This is a genomic window from Parabacteroides sp. ASF519, from assembly GCF_000364265.2.
GTDB classification, from domain to species: Bacteria; Bacteroidota; Bacteroidia; order Bacteroidales; family Tannerellaceae; genus Parabacteroides; species Parabacteroides goldsteinii.
Window position 1 is genome coordinate 1,598,122 of sequence record NZ_AQFV02000006.1, and the last position, 12,862, is coordinate 1,610,983.

Here is a 12,862-nt window from a genome sequence, read left to right on the forward strand (position 1 = left end):
ACCCTTTTCTCCTTTTATTTATATTCTGTTTGTGTGATCAGAATATCCGTGTCGTTGTTACCCGGCAGCGCCCGCTGTCCGTTGCTGCGGACCGGATTGATCTTTAACTTTTGCCCTTCGGCGGTGATATAGAGATAGACTTTCCTTTCCTGGCTGTTCCAGGGTCTGGAAGCTCCTACCTTGATTTCATATGTATTGTCGCCGGCAATCCCTTTCGATATGGCAAGTTTGCCATTGGTAGAACCTTCCGTTCCGAAAGTAAACTCCAGGCCGTTTGTCAGTGTCGCTGTCCAGACAGCTCCGGCCGGGGCCGTCAGTTTGAAGTTATAACTGGCATACGATGTACTGTTCTGTGATTCACCGTTCAGCACATAAGGATACTGTACGATTCCTGTTGCTGCTTCCGTGTTATTGGCACTGAAGCTGTAATCTCCCTCATTAACCACATGGCCGATCTGTGAGGATGATTTCGTCCACGGCAAAGTGGTTGTTTTAAGTATCAGCAGATTATCCGGATTATCAAGCATCGCGATAATGCGGTAGACCGTGTTGCGTTTCAGACTGTACTTATCGGTTGTTTGTCCGTTGTCGGTGATGTACCCCTTATACCGGTGGCTCACCCCGTCTATGTCTGCTGTTATCAACAGGTAAGGAGTAACGTTTGGATCAGGGTCTGCCGATGCAGCAATATTCTGGTAACTGTAAAAAGATTCCGTCGCATTGGCGGGAATAATTCCTGACATATCATCCGACATGACTCCCAGTACATTGTTGCTACTGATCGTTCTGAGGTCATTTTGAGTTTCGACCGGCGATACCATGATCGTATTCTGATATTCTCCCCGTGTATTGGTTATTTGGTTGACCAGTTCGATGGACTTTAAAATAACCGTGTTGTTCTCTAACCTTCTGCTTTTGAACATATATACATCCAGGCGGGCAACGAGTCTTTCCATTGGAATAGTGGCATCTGTCACAAGACCGTCGATTTGAACCACCTGTTTTCCGACCATCAATAGGTTTGTATCTTTAAACCCGTTCTTGTTCGATATAGTCATCGTTTCCAACTTCGGCAAGAGTTTGGAACCGTCGGGTATCATCGAATAAACTTTATCCTCGTCGTTGTAATTGCCGATGGCATAGATGATTTTATCCTGTGGTGAGACCTGAATTGACCGGGTTAACTCGTCCACGTATTGCGGAGTGATAACCGGGATTAATTCCGAGTATTCGCATACGCCGTTTTCCTTGTTGAATATGTAAAGTGCCAGGCTGGAGAATTTACCGTCGCCACCTTTTACCTGGTCATCCGCAGCTGCGCGGGTAGAGATGGTCAGGTTCAGCCGGGCATTCATTTCCAAGCTTGCCAGTTCGATCTCTTGCTCGTCGCTACAGGATGTAACCAGCAGGGCGACAATGAAGAATCCTATTGACGCTATATAATTGTTATACCTTTTCATATTGTTTGTGGGCTTATCCCAGGCCCGGTTTTATCACCTCTTCATCCCAGGGTAGAACTGTGACCGAGGTTCCATTGAAACGAAAACGGATTCCGACTGTGACTTCATTGATCCCGTCTACCGTGATCCGGTTGTCCTGCATAAAATCCTTCAGATTCAATGTGTATATTGTTTTGTTTGTCTTTTTACTGACTAAGTTGATATAGATACTGTTATTGTTGTTGAACCGCAATACGTTGAATCTCGATTTAAAACCGGAGGCGTTTCCTTCTTTCTGTACAACCGGCTTGTACGAAACATTCTCCGAAGAGAATGTTTTCACAAAGTCGACTGTAGGACTCAGGTTACCAACCTCGATTTCGATCGGAGATGTACCGTCAGCCATGGCCATTTCTTCCAGCCCGTCCAATTCTAAATACATCTTTATATGTGAACTACTGAAATAAACAGTATCTGTGCTTGAGGCATCCTGAAAAATCTCAATATCCCTGCTTCCAATGTACAGGCTATCATTAGTGGTAATTATTTCTTTTGTAAAATAGTGAGGGGCAGCAACCAAAGCTGTGTTTAATGCCGCAGCCTGATTGATCCGGGTATCGTTCTTGGTGTTACCCCAACCAACGACCCGGTATTTGCCGGCCGGGAGGTTGAGGGGAGTTCCCTGATTATTTCTTAAATCACCCTGATCTAGTCCAATCGTTTCTACAAGTGCTCCGTTTTCGCTATATACATACAGATCCACTTTTTCTATTTTTTCAGGGAAAATATCCTTTGTCCCGTCTCCGAAGTATCTGAAGATTAGATTTGTGTCGCAACTATCCAGGTCTTCTTTGATACAACCGGTCGTCAGGGCAACCAATAGCATAATGCTGAAATATTTAATTCGTTTCATATGTTCTGTATGTTGAAATGATGATGAAATCGGATATTATTGATCCAGGTCGAATCCTGGAGTGATAGATTCAACTGCCCAAGGCTCGATTGTTACCTTAACTAATACGTTAAACTGTATATTCTGCAGGTCGTTGTCCAGCATCGGGATCAACTCGACTTCCATATTGTAGATCGTACCGGCTTTAAAATCGGTGGCTGTCATTTCGGTATTCGTATCTTTGAAATACTTTACGATATTGGCGAAACGGACCGTGTTAATCAATGTCGGATTGAATACGTTTACATCAGTCGATGACAGACCTGCGATATTAAGGTCAGCCAGGTCGAGATGAATTTTAGGCAGCTGGTCGCCCGGGAAAATATTGAAAGCATAACTTTTGTTGGCCGGCAGTGTAAGAGGCAGGTCTTCATAACTACCACCTGTGTATTTGCTATAGCTGGCATATGCAGATGCATCTATGGACGAATTATTAAAGAGCCATTGGCCTTCCTTAATATTGTTTACTGAAGTTGTATTATCATACAATTCCGTAGCACTTGCCGGGTCCTGATAAACCGTATAGAAATTGTTCAGGTAGATGCCTTTCAACTTCGGATTAAAACCTGTCCAGCTTACTGTCGCTTTGTGCGAACTGCCACTGATCACGCGGGTGAATTCAAAGGATCCGCTGTCTTTGACTTTGATATTTGTAATTTGCAGACGGGCCACTACCGGCTTAATGGATACATTGGCTGTATAGGTCTGTCCGGTAGTCGGATCCGGGTCGACCGGTTCGCTTACGATTGGTGTAAGGTCGTCGTCAAAACCGAAGTACAAGACTTCAGAACCTTGCTGTTGAGCGAGTGTCGTATTGATCTTGTTGTCGGTAACGGCACTCCCCGGATTACCATAAACATATACTTTAGATACACTTTGCGGCACGTTGACAAATTTGAATCCTTTATCCGGACTAACCAGTTTATCCCAGTTTGAATCCGTAGTTGCATCTTTTGTGATGGTTTCCGATTTAACTACTGTGCCACTACCGTCTGCCAGATTGATAAGTATGCTGTTGACATTCATTGTATCGGCTGTCAGGAAACTTCCGGCTTCTGTCGATTTGGTTTTTACTCCTGATAATCCGGCTAATGATACGGATATAGATTTTGTTCCTTTATTGTCGGGAACGGGTGATTCGTCGTCTTCGCTACAAGCGAATAAAGTAGAAGCTGCGAATAATGCTATAAATAAATTTTTGATTTTCATAACTCTTTTGAAATTAATGATTAATACTCTGTGTGGAAGTCTTTCCTTCCTGCCTGTCATTAGTGGTCTCTTTTGCTCCGGCTAAGCATAAGTATGGCCGTACATATAAAAATATATGTATATTCTTTCTTAAATTTTTCTTATTGATATCTCCTTTCTATTTGAGGATGTAGATGAGGCTTACACCTGCTTTGGTAGGACCGAAGTAATTCTTATGGCCGTCTTTGAGCTTTGTCCCACATTTACCACAAGGATATTTATCATAATCCAGATAAGCGTAGCCTACACCGATGGTTGCTTCTATGCTTAGCCGTTTATTTAATATCCAATGGTAGCCGTATGAAACTCCGGCACCATACAGGTTTCCTTGATAACGATGGTCTTTCAGTCCTAGCATCTTGATGCCGCCAACGTTGTACTCGGCATAATGTGCATGAAGTCCGAAAAAGTGTCCGTTAAATCGTTCGCAAGTCCAGTAGCGCAGTTCGGGTTGAACCAGCCAGTGTTTGAGTTTCTTGCTGTCGGAAAATGTCCATGGATTGTAATTTCCCGACAAGTCAAGTGTAAATTTATCGGATAGACCTATTTCAAACCCCAGGTTCGGAGTTGTAGTTGCCCAATATAATGCGTTTGTCTTGATAGCGTAAGCTGGTAAACTATTCTTATTATCTTTTACTTGTGCTGTTATGCTACTGACAAATGCATACATAATGCATATTATCAATATTCCTCTTTTCATCGTACTTTTACTCACTAATTATTAAAACTCTCTGAAGAATTCCCTTATCACGATAGACGTTTAATCGTCTGATTTTTACCCTATGAGATTCTTGTTCTCTTTATGAATTAAACAACTAAAATTCAGATAAGTTTTAGAAAGTATGTAGAATAAGAAATTTTGACATAACATTTAGTTTTGATGATACTATTTAAGGTTAAAAGGGCTCAAAAGTAACATAATCGTCGCCTAAATAACCGGATAGTTCATCGTAATATATATGTAGGTCGTCAAAGTAAATATAGTCTCCGTTAGAGTATTCCATATAAATTGTTCTGTAGTCGTCATCCCATTCCCACCAAAAAGTAGATTCCAATTCTTCATAGTCATCCGGAAATCTGAAATAGCGGGTGATAATTTCTTCGCCCCTGCCGTCAGAATGGAAAATAAGCCGTTGTGTGCAATAGAAATTATCAATGTCTGTATACTCGTCAAACCAGCCAGAGCCATTGCATAAAATATACTCCGGATCTTCTATGGGATCAAGCGGCTTATCCTCGCAACTATTGAATCCGCAAAGGATGGTAAGTAAAAAGATGAGACTGAGTATGTTTTTCTTTTTCATAACGGTTACTTTTGTTGAGTACAAAGATACTCTTTGTTTTTACGAGGTTGTGTCAAAACGCTGGCACAACCTTTTTTTATGCACAAAGCCCAGACTTTCACAAGCCCAGGCTTTGTTATTACCCAAAGTTTTTGTATCTTTAGGCATAAAGTTTTTCATTATGGCAAAGTTACATTTTCGTCCTTACATTCCCAACCAAACAGTTCTTTTTCCCGGAAGAATTGATGAAAACATAGCAGCGAATGATCCGGTTCGCATAGTTAATACAGTTGTTGATAATCTCAATCTTGACAATTTCAAGAAGCTTTATAAAGCAACCGGTCGTTGTCCTTATCATCCTAAAATGATGCTTAAGGTGATTATCTACGCCTACATGAACAATATCTATTCGTGCCGCAAAATAGAGAAGCTTCTCCTACGTGACATTCATTATATCTGGCTTTCCGGTAATGAACATCCGGATTTTATTACCATCAACCGTTTCCGTAATCGTGTAAAAGAAGAGATAAATAATGTATTCACGCAGTTGGTTCTTGTCCTTGTCGACAAAGGTTTCATCAGCCTTGACGTAGAGTATATCGACGGTACCAAGATTGAGTCCAGAGCCAACAAATATACTTTTGTCTGGCGCAAGACAGTCGAAAAGAACCGTACAAAGCTGATGGATAAGATCCGCATTCTCCTGGAGCAGGTGGATGAAGCCATAGCCCAAGAGAACTCCACCAAAGACACACCCGTAGAGTTCACTCCCGCCATGCTCTCAGATATAGTGAATGAACTTAAAGAGGTGCTGGAACACCAGCCTGTAACAAAGGACAAGGAACAAAAGAAAGTCATCCGGGAAAAGAAGAAACAAGTCCGGGAACTTGAGGAACACCGTGACAAGTTGATGGAATACGACAACCATCTTGACACTCTTGGAGAACGCAACTCCTATTCCAAGACCGATCCTGATGCCACCTTCATGCGCATGAAAGAAGACGCCATGAGAAACGGGCAGACCAAGCCCGGATATAATCTGCAAATAGGTACCCAGAACCAATTCCTCATAGACTTCCGACTGTTTCCCAATCCAACCGATACACTGACCCTCATACCTTTCTTCCACTCCTTTGAGCAACGCTATAACCGCTTACCGACTGTCGGTGTGGCAGATTCCGGTTACGGCTCGGAAGAAAATTACCGATTCATGCAAGATAATGGGATAGAAGCCTTTGTCAAGTACAACTACTTCCATAAAGAACAGCGTCCCCGTTATACCCCCAATCCATTCCATGCGGAGAGTCTCCATTACAATGCGGAAGAGGATTATTACGTTTGTCCTATGGGGCAGCACATGAACCGTATAGGAACCAGGAGTGACAAAACAGCTAGCGGATACATCACCGAAAGTGCCCGGTATAAAGCACAAAGATGTGAAGGGTGTCCTTTACGTGGTAGTTGCTTTAAAGCCCGGGGGAACCGTATTATAGAAGTCAACCACCGATTAAACCAATACAAACGGCTGGCACGGGAAAGGTTACTCTCGAAAGAAGGCTTCAGGCATAGGGGAAGGCGATGTATAGAACCGGAAGCAGTTTTTGGACAAATGAAACACAACATGGCATACAAAAGGTTCCGGCATGTGGGAGAAGACAAGGTTACAATGGACTTTGCCTTCTTTGCTATAGCTTTTAATATCAAAAAGATGTGTACAAAACTATTAAAAGCAGGAAAGAGAAGGAGTACACACATTATATTTATCTTTATCAGACCACGTGTGGCTCAACATACGAGGAATATTAAGCCTTACCTAATTACTGAAGAAATAGTCGCATAGACAAAAAAAGAGGAACGACTATTTTTAAGATAAAAAAGGAGATGTGCCTTAGTTTTGACACACCCCCGTGTATGAAGTTATTCCGGCAATTCATTTTCTTCCGGTTCATCCCACTCGCCGTTGTTCCCGATGATCAGGTTGAAGGTGTTTTCTGTTTCATCCGGTTTGGGAGGCGTATATAAGATACCTGTGTAGCGGATTATTTTGTTGGCGATGGGAATAATATCGGTTACTGTCCGCTTTCGCAGTACCTGATTATCCGAACCGGTGGCCGTGAGCGTGACGGATATCTTTTCATCGCCTGTCGGAATAAAGGAATAAAAGGAATGGATTTTACCGGATTGTCCTTTTTCTTCCGTTTTGAATTCATAAGAGAAATCGTTGGGACCAGCAGATACGATCCCTTTTCCGGTCAGGATATCGAGCCGGTCGGGATGATTGCTGACTGCCAGTTCAAACCGGACGATATCTTCCGGAATCTTGTCGGCTGCCTTAAACTCTATCCGGCTGACAATCCGTTGCAGGTTTATATCGACGTTGGTTTCGTCTCTTTCTTTCAACTGGAGCTCCTGGCCATTATAGAATGAATCGGATAGTTCGTCAAAACTGAAAGCGTTTTCTGAAAATGTAGCTTTTTGTGACTGATGAGCCAGCAGGTAAATCTGATAATTGCCGGCAGGAAGCGTGTCGTAAACAATGCCGAAGTCCGGTTCTGTGTTCGCATGGTAAGTCCGGTGTTTTACCAACTCCGGCTGGTCACCGTCTTTGTAAACCAGATATTCGATGGCAGAACATAACTCTTTTAACTCTTTGTCTGGATTGTCTCCATCCGGAACAGTCGGTTCGGGCACCGTGTTAGGTGGCATACTGCGGGTAGAGGAGAACGGGAGTACCTCTTTTTGAAGTTGAACACTAAATTGTACAGGAAATAAATTCTTTACAATTTCAATTTCGTCCGAAGCCGGATCACTACAACCTGCCAGCCAAAACAGGCAGGCTACTGCACATAATTCTTTCTTTTTCATAGCAAGGAAAATGTTAATGATAAAATCTACACAAAGAAAATACTTATTTTGGAATTTAGAAAATATTAAGGAGGGAACTTGCAGATTATGAGCGGAACTTTTTTAGATTTGTAGAAAACAGACTCAATGTAATAACCTTAAAATTAAAAGAAATGGCACGTCCAGTAACATTATGTACCCTTCAATGGGGGGATTTACCCCTCGAAACAGTTTGTGAAAAAGCGAAAGCATTCGGATATGACGGATTGGAACTGGGTTTACCCAACCATCTGGATGTCCGGCGAACGGATCAGGCCTATTATGACGGCATAAAAGAATTGCTTGCCAAATATGACCTGCAACTTTATTGTATCTCTATCCATCTGATCAGCCAGGCGGTTTGCGATACTATCGACCAGCGGCATAAGGCGGTTCTGCCTGATTGTATCTGGGGCGACGGTGAACCGGAAGGTGTGCGTCAGCGTGCAGCCGAGTATATGGTGCAGACGGCGCGTGCGGCAAAAGCTTTAGGTATCGACACGGTTGCCGGATTTACCGGTAGTCCTATCTGGCATTGGCTTTATTCTTTCCCTCCCGTTACAGATCAGATGATTGAAGACGGTTATGCCGATTTCGCCCGTCGTTTTATCCCGATCATGGATGAATATCAGAAGTTAGGTATCCGTTATGGTCTGGAGGTGCATCCGACGGAAATAGCATTCGATACTTATTCTGCCCGTAAAGCGCTCGATGCGCTGAATAATCATCCGGCATTCGGGTTCAATTACGATCCGAGCCATATGGGATATCAGGGGGTAGATTATGTGGATTTCATTTATCAGTTCTCCGACCGCATTTTCCACGTACATATGAAAGATGTATACTGGAGTGATACTCCTAAGCAGATCGGTGTGTTCGGCGGCCATTCCACTTTCGGTGATTCCCGCCGTTTCTGGAATTTCCGTAGTATGGGACGCGGACGGATTTGTTTCGAAGAGATTATCCGTGCTCTGAACGATATCGGTTATCAGGGGCCGTTGTCGGTTGAGTGGGAAGACAGTGCGATGGACCGTGAACATGGTGCACGCGAATCCTGTCAGTTCGTTAAGCAGGTGGATTTCCAGCCTTCAGGGCATGCTTTCGACGCTTTTTTTGAAAAAAAATAGGATGCAAATGTGTCGTAACCGGGAAATCAAAATGAGAAAACCTTGTAACTACTAAAAAAATAAACGACTGACCCGTACGAGCCAGTCGCTTTAGCTAAAACCTTAACTATGAAAAATACGTCTTTTCGTAATTAAAATGTACTATAGTTTTTTTATAACAAATTATTCGGCTAAAAAATATGACCACTTTAGTTGTATCCTGAGGGGTAGTTACTCAATTTCCGGGCGGTCGCTTCCGCCGCCTTCCGGTGTTTCCTGCTCTTTGCCGATGCGTTCAAGGCTTACTTTTTCGATCATGGCGCGCAGCTTATCGCCGGGGGTGAAGATGATTTTCGGTTTACGGATCATGTTGGCTTGAAAATCTTTTTCTTCGACTGTTCCGGAACTACCGATCGACAACCGGAAATTACCTAGTCTTCCAAGTTGAACAACTTCGTTGCGGAGTAAAGCTTCTTCCATCGCACGAATCAGACCGAGAACAACCAGTGCCACGTCGCCGTCGCTCGCTGTGGAACGGTCGGCTATCAATTCACAGATGGAGTCGAAATCCATCATTCCGCTCACCGGAGCAGATGCGTAATAACGTTTCGCATCTGCCGTCGCTCCTTGGGTAAGGTCTTTTTTCAAGACCAGTTTGTACTTTACTGACATGCTGTTAAATGTTTAAGGGTTAGTGTAATAAGAACTTGTTTCTGAACTACATTGCAAAGATAATACAGGCTTTCCCCTTCATGGGAGGCTGCGGGATGGTGCGTAATGTTCAGTATGTATTTTTTATTTGATAAATATTCGTCTTTTGCGGAACAACGTATTGATATAATGCTTATATTGTGGTGTGTTAATATTATAATTTATAAATAATTATGGAAGACAAAAAAACAGAAGTTTCTCCCTGGAGGAGAGCCTATGGCGTAACGGAATTCGCCCAACTGTATTTTCCCGGTCACACGCCGGTCGTTGCCTATAAACGTATGTGGGAATGGATACGCACCTCCCGCGGACTGAAAGCCAAGCTGGAAGCTGTCGGATGGGTGAAATTTCAGAAACTATATACTCCAAAACAGGTTGCCGTCCTGATGGAACACCTGGGCGAACCCTGAGCATGTTAAATTAAAAAACAGTTCTAATGAACTTGAATCAAAAACAAACCGTTGAATGTACGTTGTATTTCTCGGCATTCGACACGCAAACGTTGATGTTAACCACCCTCGAACGCTACATTGCTGACGTCAGAAGCGGAAAACACAAAAAAGCGGTAGAAAAAGTGCAAGCCTATTTAGCTGCCAGTGAAAATGAAAAAGCCGAAGCCGGTAAGAAGATACTTCCTCTGCTGGTACCCGGCGGAGCGATGGCCGGAGGCCGTAAACTCGAACATATGGTTCGTTACTCCGGTTGCATCTGCTTTGATCTTGATGATGTGCTGTTGCCACCTGAGCAAATTCTCAGCCAGGCTGCGCAACTCGGTTATGTGAAAGCCGGGCATATCAGTCCTTCCCATACGGGAAACAAACTCTTCGTGCTGGTGGACAGCGATCAGGAACATCATCTGCAAGCATTCGAACAGGTGCGGGCGATGATCGAGAACGACCTCCCCGGTGTAACGGTGGATATCTCCGGCAAGGATGCCAACCGCGGTTGCTTTGCCAGCTATGATCCGGATGCTTTTTATAAAGAGGTGGCCGAAGTGGTACATGTCCCGCAGGAAACGGTGCCGGTGGCGAAAAAGGCTCCGGCTGTCCGTGCGTCGTCCTATCCGGACAATTCGCTGTCCAACTACATTGACAAATTTGAAGCAAACAATCCTTTTGCCGGTGGCGGCCGTCATAGCTTCGTGCTCAAATTGGCTTCGGCCTTGAACAGTGCGGGGTTCGACGAAAATGAAGTGATGGCCGAATGCCTGCGCCGTTATGTGGAACCGGGCTTTGCGGAGAAGGAAATCCGGGGCATCGTCGCAGACGTGTACCGCCGTTATCGCTCGTCGCACGGCAGCAATCCCTGGTGCCCTCCGACGGCTTCCACTGGACAAAAGAGTCTCACGAGTGTCACGAGTCTCACCCCCATTTCTGAAAATCCGACTACAGAGGGTGATTCGCCTCTAGGCTTTGATATTGATCCGGATGAAGTCGGTTTGCCTCACTTCGACAGAGCGATTTTGGAGCGTTGCCCCGGACTGATTAGTGAGATTCTGAAGGTGGCTACCGACGACCGCGAATACGACTTGTTGCTCCTCTCTTCGTTGACCGTACTGAGCACCATCATGCCCGGTGTCAGCGGCATGTTGAAGAATCAATTGTATAAACCGCCTTTCTATACCTTGATCGTCGGTCCTTCCGGAAGTGGCAAAGGGAGCATCAATGTGGTCCGTAAGTTGGCTGATCCCTGGCAAAACTATGTATACGACGTTTCGAAAGCGCAAGTGAAGGAATATGAGGAGAAAAGAGAGGCATCAGACAACTACAAGGCGCAGGTACGTGCCGCGAAAGGTAAGAAGCCGGCCGGCCCTCCTGTCGAAGAGCCGGAGCTGGTTCGTCAGAAGCACCTGCACATGAGTGGTTACACGACGACGGCGCGTATGATCGAACAGTTGGATGTGAATAGCCCTTATGCTTCGTTTTTGTATGAGACGGAACTCGAGTCGGTCAATAATACCATTGCGCAAGAGTTCGGAGGGTATAGTTACGTCTTGAACCAAGCATTCCAGCATGAACGGATCAGCTGTTCGTCGAAGACCAACGGGACTTCTTATATCGAATTTCCTGAACTGGGTTTTCTGGCAACAGGTACTCCCGGCATGTTGACAAAGCTGATCCCTTCGACCGAGAGCGGGCTATATAGCCGCATGTTGATTTACCGCATTACCGGCCGTAGCGAATATCAACCGCTTACGTCGGCCGACGATACGCTTTGCAGCTTGCGTTATTTTGAAAGGCTGGGGCAACGAGTGCTTGACATGGCGGTACATTTGGAGAGTTCGCCTACTTTTGTCTCTTTTTCTGACAAGCAGCGTATAAAGACTAGATCGTTTCTTCGAACGTGAATATAATAATGTACGTGTATTTGGCAACAACGATATAGCCTCTGTCGTGTTGCGCCATCGCCTGATCGTTTTCCGCATGGCAATGACGTTGACGGGGATCCGTAAAGGTGAATCGCGGAATATGGACGGTAAAATCGAGATAGCGGACGACGATTTCGAGATCGCTTTTCATATCGGGAAATGCTGCCTGCGTCATTCGTTGCTGGTGAGCACTTCGTTGAAGCATAGCGACACGGAGCAGCATTACAAGTTGCCGGATGCGCAAGTTGACCTTTTCGAGGCCATGCCGGATGAGTTTAAAACGTCGGATATACTCGAGAAGGCTCGTGTCCGCGGAATTAGCCGTGCGAGTGTGTTCCGTATGTTGAAAAAGGCACAGGAGTATGGCCTAGTTCTTTTAGTATCAATCGGTTACTATCGGAAGACGGAAAAAGGCAAAAATGTCAAGAAATGAAAAAGGGGGGTGAGACTCGTGAGACTTTTGAGACTCATCGGTATTTCACGTTCTAAAAACGGCCTTTTTCAGAACGGGTAGTTATCGCTCCGAAAACGAGTAGGCATCGGGGTTCTGACGGGTAGGCATCCGTTGGAAAGGTATTAGGGAAAAACGTCTGTTTTACCGGATTCCAAAAGTGCTTATATCGGTTGAATATTAATCAGTAGATGGGGAAAAGTGAGTGACTAAAAAAAAGGTTCCTTTTTTCTCGCCAGCAAAATTACGACATTCTTTTAAACCACCAATCTTTTTCCGAATATTTTTTTCTTTTCTATGTCCTTTCTTATCAATACAATAACAAAGTTAGTACAAAAATCATCCTTTTTCATACGAAAGCAAAAGATGGGGAAAAACGTGACTAGAAAAAAGGAACGTTTAAACTCGTCATTTAACAATT

At 44.3% G+C, this 12,862-nt stretch carries 12 protein-coding genes; 5 read left to right on the forward strand and 7 right to left on the reverse strand.

From position 1 onward, the window contains the following. Nucleotides 1–14: 14 nt before the first annotated feature. From C825_RS06270 to C825_RS06290, 5 genes are all read right to left on the reverse strand, one after another. Nucleotides 15–1,460: a DUF4906 domain-containing protein gene (locus tag C825_RS06270; protein ID WP_010801862.1), complete on the reverse strand. Its 1,446-nt coding sequence runs from the start codon at nt 1,458–1,460 to the stop codon at nt 15–17. 13 nt (nt 1,461–1,473) lie between these two features. Next, nucleotides 1,474–2,352, reverse strand: coding sequence for a FimB/Mfa2 family fimbrial subunit (locus C825_RS06275; protein ID WP_044214813.1), 879 nt, complete (start codon nt 2,350–2,352; stop codon nt 1,474–1,476). 36 nt (nt 2,353–2,388) lie between these two features. Beyond that, nucleotides 2,389–3,600, reverse strand: a complete 1,212-nt coding sequence (locus C825_RS06280; RefSeq protein WP_010801864.1) for a hypothetical protein — start codon at nt 3,598–3,600, stop codon at nt 2,389–2,391. 157 nt (nt 3,601–3,757) lie between these two features. After that, complete coding sequence (locus C825_RS06285) at nt 3,758–4,309, reverse strand: DUF3575 domain-containing protein (RefSeq protein ID WP_010801865.1); 552 nt, start codon at nt 4,307–4,309, stop codon at nt 3,758–3,760. A 226-nt stretch (nt 4,310–4,535) separates the two neighbouring features. Continuing rightward, entirely contained in the window at nt 4,536–4,943 is a 408-nt protein-coding gene (locus tag C825_RS06290; protein WP_007655171.1) for a hypothetical protein, read from the reverse strand. 160 nt (nt 4,944–5,103) lie between these two features. On the opposite strand from C825_RS06290, the gene C825_RS06295 reads away from it, so the two are divergent. Further along, nucleotides 5,104–6,762: an IS1182 family transposase gene (locus C825_RS06295; protein ID WP_010800114.1), complete on the forward strand. Its 1,659-nt coding sequence runs from the start codon at nt 5,104–5,106 to the stop codon at nt 6,760–6,762. Between the two features lie 77 nt (nt 6,763–6,839). Here the strand turns inward: C825_RS06295 and C825_RS06300 are convergent, their stop codons facing one another. Continuing rightward, nucleotides 6,840–7,787, reverse strand: a complete 948-nt coding sequence (locus C825_RS06300) for a FimB/Mfa2 family fimbrial subunit (protein WP_010801866.1) — start codon at nt 7,785–7,787, stop codon at nt 6,840–6,842. A gap of 152 nt (nt 7,788–7,939) precedes the next feature. Between C825_RS06300 and C825_RS06305 the strand changes: the two genes are divergently transcribed. After that, the gene (locus C825_RS06305) at nt 7,940–8,932 is read left to right on the forward strand and encodes a sugar phosphate isomerase/epimerase family protein (RefSeq protein WP_010801867.1); all 993 of its coding nucleotides are present in this window, start codon (nt 7,940–7,942) and stop codon (nt 8,930–8,932) included. A 210-nt stretch (nt 8,933–9,142) separates the two neighbouring features. Here C825_RS06305 and C825_RS06310 read toward each other — a convergent pair whose 3' ends face one another. Further along, nucleotides 9,143–9,583: an HU family DNA-binding protein gene (locus C825_RS06310; protein WP_010801868.1), complete on the reverse strand. Its 441-nt coding sequence runs from the start codon at nt 9,581–9,583 to the stop codon at nt 9,143–9,145. A 212-nt stretch (nt 9,584–9,795) separates the two neighbouring features. Here C825_RS06310 and C825_RS06315 point away from each other — a divergent pair, with 212 nt between their 5' ends. The 3 genes from C825_RS06315 (at nt 9,796) to C825_RS06325 (ending at nt 12,423) form a co-directional block, all read left to right on the forward strand. Beyond that, entirely contained in the window at nt 9,796–10,032 is a 237-nt protein-coding gene (locus C825_RS06315; protein WP_010801869.1) for a DUF4248 domain-containing protein, read from the forward strand. Between the two features lie 26 nt (nt 10,033–10,058). Further along, complete coding sequence (locus C825_RS06320; protein ID WP_010801870.1) at nt 10,059–11,969, forward strand: DUF3987 domain-containing protein; 1,911 nt, start codon at nt 10,059–10,061, stop codon at nt 11,967–11,969. Nucleotides 11,970–12,045: 76 nt separating this feature from the next. After that, complete coding sequence (locus tag C825_RS06325; RefSeq protein ID WP_502706253.1) at nt 12,046–12,423, forward strand: hypothetical protein; 378 nt, start codon at nt 12,046–12,048, stop codon at nt 12,421–12,423. The last annotated feature ends 439 nt before the right edge of the window (nt 12,424–12,862 follow it).

What these genes read in the sequence shown, in the direction of transcription:
- C825_RS06270 (WP_010801862.1), bottom strand. Translation starts at nt 1,460, where the DNA reads ATGAAAAGGTATAACAATTATATAGCGTCAATAGGATTCTTCATTGTC.
- C825_RS06275 (WP_044214813.1), bottom strand. Translation starts at nt 2,352, where the DNA reads ATGAAACGAATTAAATATTTCAGCATTATGCTATTGGTTGCCCTGACG.
- C825_RS06280 (WP_010801864.1), bottom strand. Translation starts at nt 3,600, where the DNA reads ATGAAAATCAAAAATTTATTTATAGCATTATTCGCAGCTTCTACTTTA.
- C825_RS06285 (WP_010801865.1), bottom strand. Translation starts at nt 4,309, where the DNA reads ATGTATGCATTTGTCAGTAGCATAACAGCACAAGTAAAAGATAATAAG.
- C825_RS06290 (WP_007655171.1), bottom strand. Translation starts at nt 4,943, where the DNA reads ATGAAAAAGAAAAACATACTCAGTCTCATCTTTTTACTTACCATCCTT.
- C825_RS06295 (WP_010800114.1), top strand. Translation starts at nt 5,104, where the DNA reads ATGGCAAAGTTACATTTTCGTCCTTACATTCCCAACCAAACAGTTCTT.
- C825_RS06300 (WP_010801866.1), bottom strand. Translation starts at nt 7,787, where the DNA reads ATGAAAAAGAAAGAATTATGTGCAGTAGCCTGCCTGTTTTGGCTGGCA.
- C825_RS06305 (WP_010801867.1), top strand. Translation starts at nt 7,940, where the DNA reads ATGGCACGTCCAGTAACATTATGTACCCTTCAATGGGGGGATTTACCC.
- C825_RS06310 (WP_010801868.1), bottom strand. Translation starts at nt 9,583, where the DNA reads ATGTCAGTAAAGTACAAACTGGTCTTGAAAAAAGACCTTACCCAAGGA.
- C825_RS06315 (WP_010801869.1), top strand. Translation starts at nt 9,796, where the DNA reads ATGGAAGACAAAAAAACAGAAGTTTCTCCCTGGAGGAGAGCCTATGGC.
- C825_RS06320 (WP_010801870.1), top strand. Translation starts at nt 10,059, where the DNA reads ATGAACTTGAATCAAAAACAAACCGTTGAATGTACGTTGTATTTCTCG.
- C825_RS06325 (WP_502706253.1), top strand. Translation starts at nt 12,046, where the DNA reads ATGGCAATGACGTTGACGGGGATCCGTAAAGGTGAATCGCGGAATATG.